This window comes from Brevundimonas sp. GW821-FHT12E07 (assembly GCF_058807035.1).
In genome coordinates this window covers 694,835-713,817 of record NZ_JBXAQH010000002.1, presented here as the reverse complement: position 1 = coordinate 713,817, position 18,983 = coordinate 694,835, and the positions used below count along the sequence as shown (strand labels likewise).

16 protein-coding genes and 1 tRNA gene are annotated in these 18,983 nt (G+C 67.5%); 10 read left to right on the top strand and 7 right to left on the bottom strand.

What is annotated here, in order from left to right:
- Nucleotides 1-238: 238 nt before the first annotated feature.
- Nucleotides 239-314: transfer RNA gene (locus AC1ROD_RS11670), tRNA-Lys, on the bottom strand.
- A 185-nt stretch (nucleotides 315-499) separates the two neighbouring features.
- Between AC1ROD_RS11670 and AC1ROD_RS11665 the strand changes: the two genes are divergently transcribed.
- Nucleotides 500-1,939 carry an amino acid permease gene (locus AC1ROD_RS11665; protein WP_492948406.1) on the top strand — a complete coding sequence of 480 codons (1,440 nt, stop codon included), beginning with the start codon at nucleotides 500-502 and terminating at the stop codon, nucleotides 1,937-1,939.
- A complete protein-coding gene (locus AC1ROD_RS11660) occupies nucleotides 1,939-2,292 on the top strand; it encodes an Hpt domain-containing protein (RefSeq protein WP_492948405.1) in 354 nt (117 codons plus the stop codon). Before AC1ROD_RS11665 ends, AC1ROD_RS11660 begins: the two co-directional genes overlap by 1 nt.
- Here AC1ROD_RS11660 and AC1ROD_RS11655 read toward each other — a convergent pair.
- Both AC1ROD_RS11655 and AC1ROD_RS11650 read right to left on the bottom strand, forming a co-directional pair.
- Complete coding sequence (locus AC1ROD_RS11655) at nucleotides 2,289-2,621, bottom strand: chorismate mutase (RefSeq protein ID WP_492948404.1); 333 nt, start codon at nucleotides 2,619-2,621, stop codon at nucleotides 2,289-2,291. The genes AC1ROD_RS11660 and AC1ROD_RS11655 overlap by 4 nt on opposite strands.
- Nucleotides 2,622-2,683: 62 nt before the next feature.
- Nucleotides 2,684-3,508, bottom strand: a complete 825-nt coding sequence (locus AC1ROD_RS11650; RefSeq protein ID WP_492948403.1) for a ferredoxin--NADP reductase — start codon at nucleotides 3,506-3,508, stop codon at nucleotides 2,684-2,686.
- A 120-nt stretch (nucleotides 3,509-3,628) separates the two neighbouring features.
- On the opposite strand from AC1ROD_RS11650, the gene AC1ROD_RS11645 reads away from it, so the two are divergent.
- From AC1ROD_RS11645 to AC1ROD_RS11625, 5 genes are all read left to right on the top strand, one after another.
- Nucleotides 3,629-5,890, top strand: a complete 2,262-nt coding sequence (locus AC1ROD_RS11645; RefSeq protein WP_492948402.1) for a S9 family peptidase — start codon at nucleotides 3,629-3,631, stop codon at nucleotides 5,888-5,890.
- A gap of 107 nt (nucleotides 5,891-5,997) precedes the next feature.
- A complete protein-coding gene (locus AC1ROD_RS11640) occupies nucleotides 5,998-7,554 on the top strand; it encodes an amidase (protein ID WP_492948401.1) in 1,557 nt (518 codons plus the stop codon).
- Between the two features lie 24 nt (nucleotides 7,555-7,578).
- Complete coding sequence (locus AC1ROD_RS11635; protein ID WP_492948400.1) at nucleotides 7,579-8,070, top strand: low affinity iron permease family protein; 492 nt, start codon at nucleotides 7,579-7,581, stop codon at nucleotides 8,068-8,070.
- Nucleotides 8,067-8,342 carry a SemiSWEET family sugar transporter gene (locus AC1ROD_RS11630; RefSeq protein WP_492948399.1) on the top strand — a complete coding sequence of 92 codons (276 nt, stop codon included), beginning with the start codon at nucleotides 8,067-8,069 and terminating at the stop codon, nucleotides 8,340-8,342. The genes AC1ROD_RS11635 and AC1ROD_RS11630 overlap by 4 nt, the downstream gene beginning before the upstream one ends.
- Before the next feature lie 54 nt (nucleotides 8,343-8,396).
- Entirely contained in the window at nucleotides 8,397-9,755 is a 1,359-nt protein-coding gene (locus AC1ROD_RS11625) for a dicarboxylate/amino acid:cation symporter (RefSeq protein WP_492948398.1), read from the top strand.
- Here the strand turns inward: AC1ROD_RS11625 and AC1ROD_RS11620 are convergent.
- Genes AC1ROD_RS11620 through AC1ROD_RS11610 form a run of 3 tightly spaced genes read right to left on the bottom strand, consistent with a single transcriptional unit; the run spans nucleotide 9,752 to nucleotide 12,905 of the window.
- Nucleotides 9,752-10,024 (bottom strand): Hpt domain-containing protein, encoded by a 273-nt coding sequence (locus tag AC1ROD_RS11620; RefSeq protein WP_492948397.1) that lies wholly within the window; start codon nucleotides 10,022-10,024, stop codon nucleotides 9,752-9,754. The genes AC1ROD_RS11625 and AC1ROD_RS11620 overlap by 4 nt on opposite strands.
- Nucleotides 10,021-10,398, bottom strand: coding sequence for a response regulator (locus AC1ROD_RS11615; RefSeq protein WP_492948396.1), 378 nt, complete (start codon nucleotides 10,396-10,398; stop codon nucleotides 10,021-10,023). The genes AC1ROD_RS11620 and AC1ROD_RS11615 overlap by 4 nt, the downstream gene beginning before the upstream one ends.
- Nucleotides 10,398-12,905 (bottom strand): response regulator, encoded by a 2,508-nt coding sequence (locus tag AC1ROD_RS11610; protein WP_492948395.1) that lies wholly within the window; start codon nucleotides 12,903-12,905, stop codon nucleotides 10,398-10,400. Before AC1ROD_RS11610 ends, AC1ROD_RS11615 begins: the two co-directional genes overlap by 1 nt.
- Here AC1ROD_RS11610 and AC1ROD_RS11605 point away from each other — a divergent pair.
- The 3 genes from AC1ROD_RS11605 (at nucleotide 12,876) to AC1ROD_RS11595 (ending at nucleotide 17,771) form a co-directional block, all read left to right on the top strand.
- Complete coding sequence (locus AC1ROD_RS11605; protein WP_492948394.1) at nucleotides 12,876-13,307, top strand: response regulator; 432 nt, start codon at nucleotides 12,876-12,878, stop codon at nucleotides 13,305-13,307. The two genes, AC1ROD_RS11610 and AC1ROD_RS11605, sit on opposite strands and share 30 nt — an antisense overlap.
- A gap of 68 nt (nucleotides 13,308-13,375) precedes the next feature.
- Entirely contained in the window at nucleotides 13,376-15,067 is a 1,692-nt protein-coding gene (locus AC1ROD_RS11600; RefSeq protein ID WP_492948393.1) for an MFS transporter, read from the top strand.
- Between the two features lie 220 nt (nucleotides 15,068-15,287).
- Nucleotides 15,288-17,771: a TonB-dependent receptor gene (locus AC1ROD_RS11595; protein WP_492948392.1), complete on the top strand. Its 2,484-nt coding sequence runs from the start codon at nucleotides 15,288-15,290 to the stop codon at nucleotides 17,769-17,771.
- A gap of 66 nt (nucleotides 17,772-17,837) precedes the next feature.
- On the opposite strand, the gene AC1ROD_RS11590 is transcribed toward AC1ROD_RS11595, so the two are convergent.
- A complete protein-coding gene (locus AC1ROD_RS11590) occupies nucleotides 17,838-18,983 on the bottom strand; it encodes an acyl-CoA dehydrogenase family protein (protein ID WP_492948391.1) in 1,146 nt (381 codons plus the stop codon).

Sequence of the window (18,983 nt, the reverse complement as noted above, 5' to 3'; positions counted from 1 at the left end):
CAGGACCGCCACAGGATCATTTCACCCTGCTGGCTGCACTGCGGTGAAAAGCAGTGCTCAAAAGCCCTAGTCTCATTTCAGCGCGCTTCGCGACGTTTCGCCTGCGCGTCGAAGGCCTCGGGATCGGGCCGGAAAATGCGCCTGCTGGTTTTGTGCCCCGGTTGTGCCCCAGGGGAAAGAATCAAACGGCCACGCCTCGAGTGGAGTGGTTTAAGTCGTTGTTTTTTATGGGGAACGATGGTGGGTGATGTAGGGTTCGAACCTACGACCCGCTGATTAAGAGTCAGCTGCTCTACCAACTGAGCTAATCACCCGTACCGATCGTCTCGGCTCCCGTTCGGCGACAAGGTCGTCGGCGGGGAGGGGCGGACATACTGGCTGTGTTCGCAGGATGCAAGCCCGTAATTGCGACTTCGGTTTCTAAACCGCGGAACCGCGCGCTAAGGTCGCGGGAATCACGCCGAGGGGCGGGGCTGTAAACAACAGGGGAGTGGGCTGGATGGCGTTCTGGAACCGGCGCAAGTCGATCGATGCGATGCATACGCCGCATGACGAGGCCGCTCACGGGCCGCGGCTGAAGGCGACGCTGAGCTGGCCGCATCTGCTGGCTCTGGGCGTCGGAGCCATCGTCGGCACCGGCATCCTGACCCTGATCGGCGTCGGCGCCGGTCTGGCTGGGCCGGCGGTGCTGGTGTCCTTCGGTCTGGCCGGTCTGGTCTGCGCCTGCGCGGCCCTGGCCTATGCCGAGCTGTCGACCATGATGCCCGCCGCGGGCAGCGCCTACACCTATTCCTATGCCGTCCTGGGTGAACTGATCGCCTGGGTCGTGGGCTGGAGCCTGATCCTCGAATATTCGCTGGTGGTCTCGGCCGTGGCCGTGGGCTGGTCGGGCTATGCGGTCGGCTTCCTGAACGGCCTCGACATCGGCGGGATCAGTCTGGCCTTGCCGCACGCCCTGACGGTGGGGCCGCACGCGGGCGGGATCGTCAACCTGCCGGCGGTCTTCATCATCGCCGTAGTCACGGGCCTGCTGCTGCTGGGCACGCGTGAAAGCGCCAACCTCAACGTCGTGCTGGTGGTGATCAAGATCGTCGCCCTGATCGTCTTCGTGGCCATCGCCCTCCCGGCTTTCAACCCCGAGCACTTCCACCCCTTCATGCCGAACGGCTTCGGCGCGCCCTTCGTGAAGACCGGGGTGATGGCGGCCGCGGCCATCATCTTCTTCGCCTTCTACGGCTTCGACGCCATCTCGACAGCGGCGGAGGAAACGAAGAAGCCCGAGCGCGATCTGGCCATCGGCATCGTCGGCTCCATGCTGATCTGCACCGCCCTCTATATGATCGTCGCCGCCGTCGCGATCGGCGCCCGCCCGGTCTCGGCCTTCGCCGCGAGCTCGGAGCCTCTGGCCCTGATCCTGCGCGAGCTGGGGCAGGGCGGGGCGGCCAAGTGGATCGGCGCCTCGGCTGTGGTGGCCCTGCCGACCGTGCTGCTGGCCTTCCTGTTTGGCCAGAGCCGCATCTTCCTCGGCATGGCCCGCGACGGCCTGCTGCCGGCCCGTCTGGCGAAGATCTCGACGCGCGGCGTGCCCGCCGTGGTGACGGTCTTCACCGCCATCGTCGTGGCCGTGCTCGCGGGTCTACTGCCGCTGGACGAGCTGGCGTCGCTGGCCAATGCTGGAACCCTCGCCGCCTTCTGCGCCGTCGGCGTCTGTCTGGTGGTGCTGCGGCTGCGCGATCCGGGCCGCAAGCGCCTGTTCAAGGCTCCGCTGTGGCCGGTGGTCGCCGCCATCACCGTGGTCGGCTGCGTGGTCTTCTTCCTCAGCCTGAAGCCGATCACACAGGGCGGCTTCCTGATCTGGAACGCGATCGGCTTGCTGATCTACTTCGTCTGGTCGTCGCGGAACGCGCGGCTGGCGAAGAACCCGGGCGAGGCGGCCTGATGTCGCGACGGGACCTCTCCGGCGCGGTCGACTTCTCGGTGCTGGACCGGATGACGGGCGGCGACGATGCGATCTCCGAAGAGGTCCTCGGCCTGTTCGCCGAACAGGCGGCCATGTGGTCGGCCATGCTGGAGCCGAAGACCGACGGCTGGCGCGACGCCGTCCACACCATCCGGGGCGCGGCCGCGGGCATCGGCGCCGGTCAGCTGGCGGAAGTCTGCGCGGCGGCTGAGGCGGCCGAGCAATCTCTGGCCGCCCCGGCGCTGGACCGGGTGAAGAGCGCGCTCGACGTCGCCCTGGCCGACGTCGCGGCCTGGCGGCACGAGCTGATGCTCAGGAGCTTGCGGGCCTAGGACCGCGTGCGGTCGTAGACCGAGAACTCATAGGCGATGCAGCGGTCGATCAGCAGACGCCAGACCGGCTCGGCGATGGTCGGCGACAGATGCTGCTGCTCGGCCGAGGCCAGGACCTTGGCGACCACGTCCTCGATGCGGGCGTCGTCGTGGACGGCGTCGCGGTCGGGCTTGATGCGGGCGGCGGCGTCCATATAGCGCTGGCGCTCGGCCAAAAGGGCGACCAGGGCGCGGTCCAGGGCGTCGACGCCCTGACGGACCTCAACCATGGACTTGCATTCGGCGGGATCGACCCGGGCTTCGACGGCGACAAGGGCAGGGTGGTGCATGGCCGTGGGGTTAGCCGTTCCCGCGCCTCCCGCCAAGGTGGGCATATCGCCCAATCCATGCATCAGCCGACGAAGGCGCGTTCCAGCACATAGTCGCCGGGCTCGGCGTTGGAGCCTTCCTTCAGACCATAGGTCTCCAGCAGCTCGGCCGTTTCCTTGATCATGTGCATGGAGCCGCACAGCATGATCCGGTCGGTGTTGGGCGAGAAGCCGATCGGCAGACCCAGATCGGCGAAGATGTCGCCCGACTTGATGCGGTCGGTGATCCGGCCGGGCGTCTCGAACCGTTCGCGCGTCACCGTGGGATAATAGGTCAGCTGGGCCTTGGCCTCATCGCCGATCAGCGGGTCCTCGTGGATGCCGTGGCTGAAGAAGTCGCGATAGGCCAGGTCGGCGACATTCCGCACCGTGTGGCAGACCACCACCTGGCCGAAGCGGGAATATGTCTCCGGATCGCGCGCGACCGACAGCCAGGGCGCCAGGCCCGTGCCGGTCCCGATCAGCCACAGCCGCTCGCCGCCGGTCAGGGCGTCCAGCACCAGGGTCCCGGTCGGCTTCTTGCCCATCAGGACGGTGTCGCCCTCGACGATCTTCTGCAGCCGCGAGGTCAGGGGGCCGTCCTCGACCTTGATGGAGAAGAACTCGATCTCCTCGGCCCACGCCGGGCTGGCGATGGAATAGGCGCGCATGACGGGTTTCCCGCCGTCTTCGCCCGGCAGGCCGATCATCACGAACTCGCCCGAGCGGAAGCGGAAGTCCTCCGGCCGTTCGATGGCGAAGGAGAACAGCTGGTCGGTCCAGTGCTTGACCCACAGCACCTTCACCCCGTGGAAGGGGCTGGGCTTGGGCGGAGTGGCGGCGGTCGTCGAAAGCAGGGCGTCGGTCATTGTTCCTGCTGTTTAGGCCCTCGTTCGCCGGTGCGAAAGGATCGCAGGCGTCGCGGCGCGTTTCCGGGGCCGAAAAAATCTCGGTGACGCGGATAGATTCCATCACTAGCGTCCGCCGCCATGCGCACCCTTCTCCTGACTTCGACGCTGCTGATGGCCGTCGCCGGTTCCGCCTTCGCCCAGACGGCGACGCCTCCCGCAGCCGATCCGGCCATCCTGACGCCCGAGCGCGTCTTCTCCGATCCCGGCCTCAGCGGCCCCGTGGCCAAGGGCGTCAGCCTGTCGCCCGACGGCGCCCTGGTCGCCTTCCTGCGGTCGCGCCCGGACGATGTCTCGGTTCAGGACCTGTGGGCCGCCCCGACCGGCGCCGGCGAGCCGTTCAAGCTGATCGACGCCCGCGCGCTCGTCCCCGACGCCGGCGAACTGTCCGAGGCCGAGAAGGCGCGGCGCGAGCGGATGCGGATCTCCGAACGCGGCGTCGTCGAATATTCCTGGGACAGCCAGGGTCGCTACATCCTCGCCCCGCTGGAAGGCGACATCTTCCTGGCCAACCGCGCGGACGACTCGGTCAAGCGCCTGACCAACACCCCGGCCGACGAGATCGACGCCAAGGTCAGCCCCAAGGGGACCTATGTCTCCTATGTCCGCGATCAGGACCTGGTCATCCAGGATCTGGCGACCAACACCGAGACCCCGGTCACCACGGACGGCGACGGCCTGATGACCTGGGCCACCGCCGAGTTCATCGCCCAGGAGGAGATGGACCGCGACACCGGCTACTGGTGGAGCCCGGACGAACACTACATCGCCCTGCAGCGCACCGACGAGAGCGGCGTCGATGTGGTCCCGCGCCTCGATATCAACGCCTCGGGCTCGACCGTGGTGCAGCAGCGCTATCCGCGCGCCGGCCGCCCCAATGCGGTGGTCGAGCTCTATGTCCACGACGTGACCAGCGGAAAGCGCATCAAGGTCGATCTCGGGACCAACACCGACATCTATCTGGGCCGCGTCGACTGGTCGGCCGACGGCAAGACCCTCTATGTCCAGCGCCAGTCGCGGGACCAGAAGACGCTGGACCTGCTGGCCGTCGATCCGGCCACCGGCGCCGCCCGCGTCATCGTCACCCAGACCAGCATCACCTGGGTCGATCTGACCGATGACTTCCATGCGCTCAAGGACGGCGGGTTCATCTGGTCGGACGAAAGCACCGGCTGGCGACACCTCTATCTCTATGACAAGGACGGCAAGAAGGTCCGGGCGATCACGCGCGGCCTCTATCCGGTCAAGGGGCTGAACGGGGTCAATGAGACGACCGGCGAGGTCTTCTTCACCGCGTCCATGCACGACGCGACCGAACTGCCGATCGAGCAGCAGATGTTCCGCGCCTCCTTCCGCCGCACCACGACCCCGGTTCAGGTCACGACCTCGGGCGGCTGGTGGGGCGTGTCGATGAACAAGACCGCGACCGCCTATGTCGGCAACTATTCCGATCCGGGCACGCCGCCGCGCTCGGGCCTCTACAAGGCCGACGGGACCTTCGTGCGCTGGATCGAGGAGAACAAGCTCGACGAACACCACCCGTTCTGGCCCTACCGCTCGCGCCTGCGCACGCCGGAGTTCGGCACGCTGGAGAGCCACGGCCAGACCCTGGTATGGCGTATCACGACGCCGCCGGGCTTCGATCCGGCGAAGAAATACCCGGTCGTCATGCAGGTGTACGGTGGTCCCTCGACCGGGGCCGGCGTCAAGCGCGACTGGCAGGCCACGACCAATCAACTGTTGACCGAGGCCGGCTATATCGTCTTCCGCCTCGACAACAGGGGCGAGGGCGACCGTTCCGCCGCCTTCCGTTCGGCCCAGTATCTGCACATGGGCACGGTTGAGACGGAAGATCAGGTGTTGGCCGCCAACTATCTGAGAACCCTGCCTTACGTCGATGCCTCGCGCATGGCGGTCATGGGCTGGAGCTATGGCGGCTTCATGAGCCTGAACATGCTCACCGAGCCGAAGATGGGTCTGGCCGCCGCCGCCGCGGGCGGTCCGCCGACCAACTGGGCGCTTTACGACACCCACTACACCGAACGCTTCATGTCGACGCCTCAGGCCAATGCCGAGGGCTATGCCGGCACCGACGTCCTCAATCGCCTCGACAACCTGACCGGACGCCTGCTTCTGATGCACGGCATGGCCGACGACAATGTGGTGTTCGAGAACACCACCCGACTGATGGACGCGCTTCAGGCGAAGAGCATTCCGTTCGAACTGATGGTTTATCCGGGCCAGCGTCACGGCGTGCGCGGCAACCCGCGCCAGCTCCAGCAATGGCGCACCTACCTCGACTTCTTCGACCGCACGATCGGATCGCGGTCGCATACGGAGTAGGAGATCACAGACCCTCATCCCGGCGCCGGGGTGAGGGTCTTGTCTTTCCGGCCGAACCCCGGTCACTGTCACGCTCTGGTTTCGTACGACACACGGGGGCTATGCCGATGAACCTTCCCGCCGGCCTCGGCCTTCTCGCGCTTCTCGCGGCGCCCGCCGCCATGGCCCAGCAGGTCGCGCCTCCGACCATCCCCGCCGTCCCCGACGACTTCAGCATCTCCCGCTTCGTCGCGGCCCATCCGGCCGTCGATTGCGCCTATCTGACCGCCGGGGATGCGGGGGCGACAGCGGCGACGCTGCGCGCCGCCTGCGAAAAGGAAACCACGACCTCCCACGCCGTCATCCGCTGGGCCTCGGCGGCCGACGTCATCAACTTCGCCGCCAGCCATCCGAACGGCCTGCCGATCCTGCTCAAGGACAATATCGAGACCCGCGACATGCCGACCACGGCGGGGTCGCTGGCGCTGGCGAACAACGCGCCCGGCCGGGACGCGCCCCTGGTCGCCCGGCTGCGCGCCGGCGGCTATTTCATCATGGGCAAGGCCAATCTGTCGGAGTGGGCCAATATCCGCTCGTCCAACTCCATCAGCGGCTGGAGCGCGGTCGGCGGCCTGACGCCCAACCCCTATGACCGCACCCGCACCGCCTGCGGCTCGTCCTCGGGCAGCGCCGTCGCCGTCGCCGTGGGTCTGGTCCCGGTCGCCATCGGGACGGAGACCAACGGCTCGATCACCTGTCCGGCCTCTGCCAACGGCGTGGTCGGGTTCAAACCGACCGTGGGTCTGGTCAGCCGCACCCACATCGTGCCCATCAGCCATTCGCAGGACACCGCCGGCCCCATCGCCACGACGGTGGAGGACGCCGCCGCCGTCCTGACCGTCATCGCCGGCGCCGACCCCGAGGACGCCGCGACCGCCGAGGCCGACGCCCACAAGACCGACTACCGCGCCGCACTGGATGCGAATTCGCTGAACGGCGTGCGCATCGGCGTCCTGCGCTATGCGAAGAGCTATTCCGCCCCGACGCTGGAGGTGTTCGAGCGGAACCTGCAGGTGCTGCGCGACGCCGGTGCGATCCTGGTGGACATCGACACCGCGCCCGACCTGCGCACCATCGGGGCCGAGAGCTTCAAGGTGCTGATGTACGAGCTCAAGGCCGACCTGAACGCCTATCTGGCCTCGACCGACCCGCAGCAGGTGCCGAGCCGCACCCTCGCCGACCTCATCGCCTTCAACAGCAACAGCGTCGAGGAGAACGCCCTGTTCAAGCAGGAGCTGTTCCTTCAAGCCGAGGCCAAGGGCGACCTGACCACCCAGGAATATATCGACGCCCGCGCGACCTCCTTCCGCCTCGCCGGCCCCGAAGGCATCGACAAGATGATGGCCGACAACTCGGTCGTCGCCCTGATCGCCCCCACCACCTCGCGCGCCTGGACCAACGTCCGCGATGACGACGACAATGCGCAGGGGTCCACCTCGACCATCGCCGCCGTCGCCGGCTATCCGCACCTGACCGTGCCCATGGGCTTCGACCGGGGCATGCCGGTGGGGCTCAGCTTCATTGGCGGCAAATGGGACGATGCGAAGATCCTGTCGCTGGGCTACGCCTTCGAACAGAAGACCCACGCGCGCCGGGCGCCGGGACAGGTCCCTCAGGAACCCTGACCAAGCGGGGCCGTTCAACCCGCCATGGAAAAGCTGTTCGTCCGGTTCGCCACCCTCACGTCCAAGGTCGCGGGCAAGCCCTGGACCTTCATCGCCTGCCTCGGCATCGTTCTCGTCTGGGGGGCGTCGGGGCCGATCTTCAAGTTCAACGAGACCTGGCAGCTGGTGATCAACACCGGCACGACCATCATCACCTTCCTGATGGTCTTCCTGATCCAGAACACCCAGAACCGCGACGCCTGCGCCATGCACGCCAAGCTGGACGAGCTGATCTATGCGGTGAAACAGGCCGACAGCCGCTTCATCGGCATCGAACACCTGACCGACAAGGAACTCGACGCCATCCTTGAGGAGGTGGAGAAGCGCGCTCTGGCGGTCCAGGCCGGCAAGCCGGCAGGCCCCATTCCCGGCAGGCGCGGCAAGCGGGCCGAGGACATCGAGGCTGAACAGCCCAAAAAGGCCACGCCCGCGAAGGAGCGCGCCAGGCCTGCCGCTCGCAAACCGGCCTCGAAGTGAGCGACCTGATCGCCAATGTCGTCGGCTCGGCGGCGGCGATCTGTTCGATCACCAGTTTCGCGCCGCAGATGATCAAGATCTGGAAGGAGCGCGACGCCTCCTCGGTCAGCCTGAAGACCTATTTCCTGACCGTGACCTGTTTCGTGCTGTGGGTCGCCTATGGCGTGCTGACGATGGCCTGGCCCATCGTTGTCGCCAACGGCTGCGCCTTCCTCATGGCGCTGGGCGTGCTGGTCATGAAATGGCGCTTCCGCGACGGCGCGCCGGGCTGACGATCCGCCTCGGGATCGCGTACAAGTCCCTGACGATTCACAAGGACGCGACGCTTGCAGATCACCGATACCGCCGCGCCGACCCTTCCCGTGAAGAAGCCCTTCTACGCCCACCTGTATTTCCAGGTGCTGACGGCGATCGTGCTGGGGGCGGTGATCGGTCATTTCTGGCCGGAGTTCGGCAAGTCGCTGAAGCCGCTGGGCGACGCCTTCATCAAGCTGGTGAAGATGGTCATCGCCCCGATGATCTTCCTGACCATCGTGACCGGGATCGCGGGCATGCGCGATCTGGGCAAGGTCGGGCGGGTGGCGGCCAAGGCCTTCGCCTACTTCCTCGTCTTCTCGACCCTGGCTTTGATCCTCGGCCTGATCGTGGCCAATGTCGTTCAGCCGGGGCGGGGGTTGAACATCGACCCCTCGACCCTCAACGCCGGCGCCGTGGCCCAGTATTCGTCGGCCGCGCATGAGACCACCATTCAGGGCTTCCTGATGGGCATCATCCCCGACACCGTGGTCAGCGCCTTCTCGACCGGCAACATCCTGCAGGTCCTGTTCGTCTCGATCCTGTTCGGCATCGCCCTGGCCCTGATCGGCGACGTGGGCAAGCCGGTGCTGGGCTTCCTGGAATCGATCTCGGCGGCCTTCTTCAAACTGGTGGCCATCCTGATGAAGGCGGCGCCGGTGGGGGCCTTCGGGGCCTTCGCCTTCACCATCGGGGCCTACGGGATCGGCTCGATCGCCAACCTCGCCGCCCTGGTGGCCACCTTCTACCTGACCGCCATCCTGTTCGTGGTCGGCATCCTCGGCCTCGTCGGGATCGCCAATGGATTCAACATCCTCAAGCTGATCCGCTATCTGAAGGAAGAGCTGCTGCTGGTGCTGGGCACCTCCTCATCCGAGGCCGCGCTTCCCAGCCTGCTGGAGAAGATGGAACGGGCCGGGGCCGCCAAGTCGGTGGTCGGTCTGGTCGTGCCGACGGGCTATTCGTTCAATCTGGACGGCACCAACATCTATATGACGATGGCGGCCCTGTTCATCGCCCAGGCCCTGGGCATCCATCTCAGCCTCGAGCAGCAGATCCTGCTGCTGCTGGTCGCCATGCTGTCGTCCAAGGGCGCGGCGGGCATCACCGGGGCCGGCTTCATCACCCTGGCCGCGACCCTGGCCGTGGTCCCCTCGGTGCCGATCGCGGGCATGGCCCTGATCCTGGGCGTGGACCGGTTCATGAGCGAGTGCCGGGCCCTGACCAACTTCATCGGCAACGCCGTGGCCACCCTGGTCGTGGCCCGCTGGGAGAACCAGCTCGACCGCGACGCCCTGAAACGGGCGCTGGACGGACACCCCCAACCACTCGCCGCACAACCCGATCCCGCCGCCGGGCCCGGAGACGATGCGGTGCTGGCCGACGACTAGGCTCCGGAGGCCGCCGCCTCCAGCTCGCGTTCAAGCCGTTCGAAGGCGGCGGGCTTGGGCGTGCGGCCCGCCACATAGTCGTCGTCGATCACGATGGCGGCTTCGCTGAGGGCGGCGAAGCCGAAGGTTCCCGCGGCTCCGGCGACGCTGTGAGCCAGACGGCGCAGTTCCGCGGCGTCGTTCGCCTCCCGCAGGGTCCGCAACCGCGCCAGATCCTCGGCCGCCCGGACGCGGAATTTCGCGCGCAGCGGGGCAAGGGGGTCGGTCACCCCCGCGATCCCGCGAGGATGTCGCGCACCTGACCGGCCAGGGTCATGGGATCGAACGGCTTGATGATCACCCCCACGGCGCCCAGACCGATGAAGCGCGCCTGTTCCTGGGCCTGGGCCCGGGCGGTCATGAAGATGACCGGCGTTCCCGCGTGGTCCTCCATGGCGCGGACCTGTTCCAGCGTCCCCGGCCCGTCGAGACCGGGCATCATCACATCCAGCAGGATGGCGTCGGGCCGCAGGCCGTCTTCAAGCGCATCCAGCGCCGCCTGACCCGAGGGGCAGGAGGTCAGCTCGATCTCCGGATCGATGCCCAGGGCCAGGGCGGTGACCTCTCGAATGTCCGGCTCGTCGTCGATGTGCAGGATCTTCATCAGTCGGCCTCGGTGGTTTCGAGCGTTTTTCTGGCGTTGGTCAGGCGGCGCACGGTCCGCGCCAGTCCGGCCAGGGAGGTGCGGGACTTGGTCAGGACGGCCTCGACGCGGTTGGCGAGGGCGGCGTCCATCTCCTGGGCGGAATAGACGATCACCGGGACCATATGGCCCGCCCCGTCACCCAGTTCACTGAGCAGCTCCAGCCCCGAGCCGTCGGGCAGGCCGAGGTCCAGGATAACCAGATCCGGCTTGGTCCTGGCCAGCACGGCGCGGGCGGCGGCCAGGCTTTCAGCGGTCAGGATCTCGGCGGCGTCCGACAGGGCCGCGGCGGTCACCTCGAGGATGTCGCGGTCGTCGTCGACGTGCAGGACCACGGGGCGGGCGTCACCCTTGCGCCGGTTGATGGCGGTGACGGCGGCGCGCAGGCGGGACTGATCGACGGGCTTCTCCAGCCAGTCCAGCACCTCCAGCGAGCGGCCGCGCGCCTTGCCGTGGGCGGCGTCGCCCGAGACCACCACCACCGGCATGTCGTGGGCCCCCGGGGTGGCCCGGATCTCGCGGATCAGGCTGATGCCGTCGGCGTCCGGCAGCTGCAGATCGACGAGGCAGGCGTCGTAGTGCGCCGTGCGAATGGCGATGAGGGCGTCCCGGGTCGAACCGGCGATGTCGGCGGCGAAGCCGTCGCGCTCCAGCATTTCGCGCAGGATGTCGGCGGCGTCGGGATCGTCCTCGACGATCAGCAGGCGCGGGCCATCGTCCTCGGCGCTGGTCACAGGGACATCGGCCAGCGGCAGGTCGAGGTGGAAGGTCGCGCCCTCGCCCTCGGCGGATTCGAACCAGAGGCGGCCGCCGTGGCGCTCGGCGATCTCGCGTGCGATGGCCAGACCCAGCCCGGTGCCGCCCTTGGCGCGGGTGTCGGAGCCGTCGGCCTGGGCGAATTTGGAGAAGATGCGGGCGCGGAAGCTCTCGGGAATGCCCGGGCCCTGATCGACGACGCTGAGGCGGGCCAGCCGGGTCTCGCGGTCCACGGTGACGGTCACCACCCCGCCGGCGGGCGAGAATTTCGACGCGTTGGACAACAGGTTGGTCACCACCTGGATCAGCCTGTCGGCGTCGCCGCGCACCGGGGCGGCCTCGGCGTCGCCCAGGGCCACCACGACCCCGAGCTCACGCGCATAACCCTGAACCCCCTCGATGGACCGTTCGGCGATCTCGCGCAGATCCAGGGGGGCCAGTTCCAGCCGCAGCTTGCCGGATTCGATCTTCTCGATGTCGAGAATGTCGTTGATCAGCCGGACCAGCCGCTGGCTGTTGGACTGGGCGATCTGGATCAGCCGCGCCGCCTTCTCGGGCAGGGGACCGGCCGCGCCGCCGGACAGCAGGCCCAGCGAGCCGGCGATCGAGGTGAGGGGGGTGCGCAACTCGTGGCTGACGGTCGAGACGAACTCGTCCTTCAACTGCTCGATCCGCCGGCGTTCGGAGATATCGCGCACCACGGCGACCACATGGGTGCCGGTCGGCAACTGCATCGCGCCCAGGGCCACGTCGACGGGGAAGGTCTCGCCCGAACGGCGCAATCCCTCCATCTGGCGGATCAGGCCACGCGTCAGGGCGCCCTGGGAGGCGCCGAGCCGCTTGAGGAACTCGCCCTCGCCGTCGGGGGCGATGTCGATCAGGAGGGAGACGTCGCGCCGGGCCAGTTCGGCGGCGGAATAGCCGAACATACGCTCGCCGGCCGCATTGACCGTCTCGATACTGCCCGAGGGGTTCAGGGTGATGATGGTGTCGATGGCGCTGTCGAAGATCACCTTCTGGCGCGCGGTGGTGGCCTGGAGGTCGGCCAGAATCAGCCGCCGGGCCAGCATATAGCGTCGGGTCATCCAGGCGGTTACCGAGATCACCGCCAGCAACAGCAGGAACAGGCCCGCGACCAGCCATTCGGTGCGGATGCTGCGTTCGTCCGCGCGGCGCGAGCGGCTGTCCAGGGCGGCCGCCTCGCGGTCGACCATCCGGCCGATGACGACGCGGACATTGTCCATCACCACCTTGCCTTCGTTGGCGCCGGTGGTGACCATGGCGGCCGCCGTGACGCCTGAACGACGACGGCCGATGGCGCGCGCCAGGATGGTCATCTTCCGGTCGGCCAGGGCCTGCAGCCGGACAAAGTCCTCGGCCTGATCCGTCTGGGCGGTCAGCAGTTCGCCGAGTCGGGCTTCCTGATCCTTCAGCGAAGCGGCGGCGTTGGCATAGGGGTCCAGATAGGTTTCGTCGCCGGTCAGAACATAGCCGCGCACCGCCGTCTCCGCATCCTGCAGCGACGAGAAGACGCGCTGAATCTGCAGACGGGTTTCATAGGACTTGTTGACCTCGGCGCGCAGGGCCCGGCTGCTGTCGAATTCGCGAACGAGTTCAACGGCGACCAGCACCAGAAGGGCGGGGATGAGAACGGCCGCAATCAGGGCGAGCAGATTATTGCGGTGCAACCGGGGTTGACGGTCGGGGGTCAATGCGCCGTATCCTCGCCCAAAGCGGCACCCCCGGGCTGGAGTATCGAATTGAAAATCTGCGTCATCGAGGACGATCCGCTCATGCTGAGCCACCTTGAGGGGATGCTCACAACCGCGGGACATGACGTCGTCACGGCCCTCGATGTCGATACAGGACTGACCCGAGCCGAAACGCAAGGGGCGGAAGCTGCCGTAGTAGACATACTGATGCCCGAGCGGGACGGCCTGAATTTCATCATGGAAATTCGCAGAACCCTGCCGGACATCCGTATCGTGGCGATCAGCGGCGGCGGTCGGCTGGGCGCCGGGTCACTGCTCAAGATGGCTTCGGGGCTGGGCGCCGACGCCACCCTGGTGAAGCCCTTTTCCGCCAGTGATCTGGAGATCGCCCTGAACGGCTGAGGTGAACGGCTGAGCCCGACGGGTTCGGCCTTGCATCCGCCGTCCTGCGGGTGTTGATCGGGGAGGCCTTGACCGACGCCGCTGCACCCGAACCGACGCCGACCCCGTCGCCTGACCGGCCGCGCACCGGCTCGCTGGCGCCCCTGGCCCATCCGGTGTTCCGGGCGGTCTGGATCACCAGCCTGGCCTCAAACTTCGGCGGTCTGATCCAGTCGGTCGGCGCCTCGTGGATGATGACCTCCATGGGCTCGGCCCAGATGGTGGCCCTGGTCCAGGCCTCGACCACCCTTCCGATCATGCTGCTGTCGCTGCTGGCCGGAGCCATGGCCGATACGTCGGACCGGCGGCTGGTCATGCTCTGGGCCCAGACCTTCATGCTGGTGGTCTCGATCATTCTGGCGGGGGCGACCTGGCTGGGCTGGATCAATCCCTGGCTGCTGCTGCTGTTCACCTTCCTGATCGGCGTGGGCACGGCCTTCAACGGTCCGGCCTGGCAGGCCTCGGTCGGCGACATGGTGCCGCGCAGCGATCTGCCGGCGGCGGTGACCCTGAACTCGGTCGGCTTCAACATCGCCCGCAGCGTCGGCCCGGCCATCGGCGGGATGATCGTGGCGGCGGCCGGGGCGGCGACCGCCTTCGCCGTCAACGCCGTCTCCTATGTCGGCCTGATCGTTGTCATCGCCCGCTGGCGGCCTGAGCGTTCGCCCCAGACCCTGGCCCGCGAAGGCCTGTGGCACGCCATGGGGGCAGGGGTCCGATATGCGGCCATGTCGCCGCGCGTCTATGCGGTTCTGATCCGCGCGGCTGTGTTCGGGGTCGGAGCCATCTCCATCCAGGCCCTGCTGCCGCTGGTGGCGCGCCATCTGGTCGGAGGCGGGCCCCTGACCTACGGTCTGCTGCTCGGCGCCTTCGGCATCGGCGCCGTGGTCGGGGCCTTCGGCGCCGGTCGGCTGCGGGCTCGCTTTTCCAACGAGGTCCTGAGCCGCATCACCTGCGCGGCCTTCGGGGTTTCGGCGGTCATCGTGGGGCTGAGCCCGTGGATGGCGTTGACCTTGCCCGCCCTGGCCCTGTCCGGCGCGGCCTGGGTCCTGACCCTGTCGGCGTTCAATGTGACGGTGCAGATGTCGGTGCCGCGCTGGGTCGTGGCCCGGGCGCTGGCCCTCTATCAGATGGCGGCCTTCGGCGGCATGGCGCTCGGCGCCTGGATCTGGGGCGTGGTCGCCGACGAGCACGGCGTCGGCCTCGCCCTGATCGCCTCCGCGGTCGTGCAGGTGGTCTGCGTCCTGATCGGCCTGCGCCTGCCCCTGCCGACGGCCGGCGACCTGAACCTCGACCCGCTCAGCCGCTGGACCGAGCCGCGTATCGCCGTCGACATCGAGCCGCGCAGCGGACCGGTGGTCATCTCCATCGAATACCGCATCGACGAAGACCGCATTCCCGAGTTTCTCGACGTCATGAACGAGCGTCGCCGCATCCGCAGGCGGGACGGGGCGCGGCACTGGACTCTGCTGCGCGACCTGGCCGACCCTTCCGTCTGGGTCGAGCGCTACCACACCCCGACCTGGGTCGATTACGTCCGCTATAACCAGCGTCTGACCCAGGCCGATGCGGTGATCTCCGAACGGATCGCCGAACTGCACACCGGCCCCGAGCGGCCCGTGGTGCACCGCCTGATCGAGCGCTCGACCGGCCATTCGGTCGAGCATGGCGACGCGGCGCCGATCACCGAGGCCCTGACGGACGCAACCCGCTCCGCCTGAGGTCAGCAAGTTCCCTTAGGGAAGCTTTTTTCCATACCGCTCGTACCAAGGCGCTTCTGTGGCGCGCCAATCGCCCTTGCTGCGCTGTAAAGTTCGCTGAAATCACGACTGTGAGCATGCTCTTGCTCCATACCGGTCTTTCGATATAGCCTCCCTCCAGGGTCGCAGCCCGGCCCTGACAAAACGCACCGTCCAACAACGGATGGGCAGGGAGGGAATCATGAAGCTGCAATACCGGATGAACGGCCGCGCCTCGGCGCTTGCCCTGATCGCTTCCGTCGGAATGTTCGGCCTGGCCGGGGCCGCGAACGCCCAGCAGGCGGAACCCGAGGTCAACCGGGTCGAGGACGTCATCGTCACCGCCGCCAAGCGCGAACAGAATCTGCAGGACGTGCCGATCGTGGTCACGGCTTTGAGCCAGGAGGCGCTGGAGGGCGCGGGCGTCCACGACATCAAGGATCTGCAGATCCTGACGCCGGGCCTGATCGTCACCTCGACCTCCAACGAGGCCATCACCACCGCCCGCGTGCGCGGCGTCGGCACCGTGGGCGACAACCCGGGGCTGGAAAGCTCGGTGCTGGTGACCATCGACGGCGTCTACCGGCCCCGCAACGGCGTCGGCTTCGGCGACCTGGGCAATCTGCAGCGCATCGAAGTGCTGAAGGGGCCGCAGGGGACCCTGTTCGGCAAGAACGCCTCGGCGGGCGTCATCAACATCATCACCGAGGCCCCGAGCTTCACCTTCGGCGCTGAAGCCGAACTGACCGGCGGCAACTACGGTCAGCTGGGCGGCTCGGCCTATGTCACGGGCCCGATCATCGCCGACACCCTGGCCGGCAGCCTGTATTTCGCCGACCGTCAGCGCGACGGCTTCATGGACGTGGTCACTACGCCCGGACCGCGCACCAATGATCAGGACGTGGATCAGGGCTTCTACACCGTACGCGGCCAGCTGCTGTGGCAGCCGTCCGACAAGCTGTCGGGCCGCATCATCGCCGACTACACCAGCCGGGACGAGACCTGCTGCTCCGCGACCCAGCTCTACGTCGGCTCCTCGGCCGTCTCGCGCGCGGTCCTGATCAATCAGGTGCGCCCGGGCTCGGTCGACACCACGGCCCATCCGTTCGACCGGATCGCCAGCGCCAACCGCGACACGACCCAGAAGATTGAGGACCAAGGCGTCTCGGCCGAGTTCAACTATGACCTGACGCCGGACATCACCCTGACGTCGATCACGGCGGGCCGCAGCTGGCGCACCGAGAACGGCCAGGATTCCGACTTCACCGGCGCCGACATCGCCTACCGCCCCACCGACGGCACCAACTTCACCGAGATCAAACAGTTCTCGCAGGAGTTCCGCGCGGCGGGCACGAACGGCCCGGTCGACTGGCTGGTCGGCGCCTTCTACGCCAAGGAGGACATGACGGCGGGCTCCCAGCTGCTCTACGGCTCGGACTATTACGCCTACGTCGCCGGCAAGCTGCTGAGCGGGGTTCCGTCCCTGCTGGGTTTGGTTCCGGGCACCATCTTCCAAACCGGCAACGGCAGCCGCGACAGCTATGACCAGACGACCGAAAGCTGGGCCCTGTTCACCGACAACACCGTCCATATGACGGACAAGCTGTCCCTGAACATCGGGGTGCGCTGGACGCTCGATGAGAAGGATCTGACCTCGGTCTATACGACCACGGGCTCGTCCTGCGACCAGGCCGAGGCCGCCTATATCACCCTGGCCGGACTGGTCGGCGCCGCGACCGCCCAGACCATCGTCGGCACCCTGTGCCTGAACAACGAGAACAACGACTTCGACGCCCTGGGGGCCAACCACCAGACCCGCAGCGAGGATGCGGTCACCGGCACCCTGAAGCTGAAGTACGACCTGACCGACAACGCCATGGTCTACGGCTCCTATTCGCGGGGCTTCAAGGCGGGCGGGTTCAACCTCGACCGCGAACAGGCCATCCGGATCACCGCCACGGGACCGGACTTCACCGCCGACCCGGACACGCGGTTCCGCGGCGAATATGTCGACTCCTTCGAGATCGGGACCAAGCTGCGTCTGTTCGACGGTTCGCTGCTGTTCAACGCGGCGGCCTTCCACCAGACGTTCGAGGACTTCCAGCTGAACACCTTCGTAGGCACGGCCTTCATCGTGGAGACCCTGCCGGAAGTGATCTCCAAGGGGGTGGACGCCGACTTCAACTGGGCCACGCCGCTCGACGGCCTGACCTTCCAGGGCGGCATGACCTATGCCGAGACCACCATCTCGGAGTTCACGGCCGCCGACCTGCTGGTCGCCAGCCGGTTCAACAGCCTGCGTCGCCTGCCCGGCGCCCAGCTGTCGTTCGCGCCCAAGGTCTCCATCTCGCTGGCCGGCAACTATGAGACGCCGATCGGCGCCGGAATGGTGTTCAAGACCAATGTCACGGCCAAATACCTGAGCGAATACAACACCGGTTCGGACCTGCACCCGGCCAAGCTTCAGGACGCCTACACCCTGGTCAACGCCCGGATCGGCATCGGTTCGGAGAGCGGCCGCTGGACCCTCGAGGCCTGGGCCCAGAACCTGACCGATCAGGACTATCTGCAGGTCGGCTTCAACGGCCCGTTCCAGGTCGACGAGAACAACGATTCGATCAGCGTCTACGACGCCTTCCTCGGGGCGCCGCGGACCTATGGTCTGACCCTACGGCTCACCTACTGATCCCGAGCCCACTAAAGCCGCCCCGGTCGGAAGGCCGGGGCGGTTTTTTTATGGATTGAGTCTGGTTCAGGCCGCGAGGCTGATGAACCGCTTCAAGTGCGCCTGCGGGCTGCCCAGCTCGATCATCAGGGCCGTGGCGCGGCGGAAGTAGTGGCTCAGCGCCAGCTCGTCCGTCATGCCGATGCCGCCATGGGTCTGGACCGCATTCTGGGACACGAACTTCAGCGCCTTGGCCACGCCCACCTTGGCGGCGGAGACGGCGCGGGCGCGGTCGGGGGCAGGGGCGTCCAGCTTCAGCGTCGCCATCAGGGTCAGGGACACCGCCTGTTCGACGGCGATAAACATATCGACCAGCCGGTGCTGCAGCACCTGGAACTCCCCGATCGCCCGCCCGAATTGCTTGCGCTGGCGGGCATAGTCCAAGGTCTGGCCGTGCAGTTCGCGCAGCACCCCGACGGCCTCGGAGCAGAGGGCGGCGACCGCCTCGTCCATGACCGGGGCGATCAGGGCGTCATGGGCTTCGTTGACCGAACCCAGCAGGGCGTCGGCCGGCAGGGTCAGGCCTTCCAGATCGATCTCGGCGGCGTGGCGCTCGTCGACGGTCGGATAGCCGCGCACCGACAGGCCGCTGCCTGCCGTCGCGACCTCGATCAGGAACAGGCTGAGCCCCGCCGGATCGCGCGGGTCGGTCCCGGCGGTGCGGGCGCTGACGATCAGATGGGTGGCCCAGGGCGCGGCCGAGACGACGGCCTTCGAGCCCGTCAGCTTCCAGCCGTCGCCGTCGGGCGTGGCCGTGGTGGCGACCGACAGCAGCTCATGGCGGCCCTTCGCCTCTCCGTGCGCGAAGGCGACGATGGCGGTCCCGGCGACGATTTCCTCCAGCAGAGCGTCGGCCCGGGCGCCGCCCGCCCGCTTGAGCAGGGATACGCTGGTCAGGGCCGTCTCGAGGAAGGGCTCGACCACCAGGGCCCGGCCCATGGCCTCCATCAGCACCATGGCTTCCACCGGACCGCCGTCCAGACCGCCCGCCGCCTCGGGCGCCATCACGCCGACGACGCCCAGCTCCTCGGCCAGGGCCTGCCAGATTTCCGGGCTCCAGCCCGCCTCGGAGGCGACGATCTTCTTGCGCGCCTCGAAGTCGTAGCGGGTCTTGAGGAAGCCGGAGACGGAATCGTTGAGCAGCGACTGCTCTTCGCTCAGGTCGAAATTCAT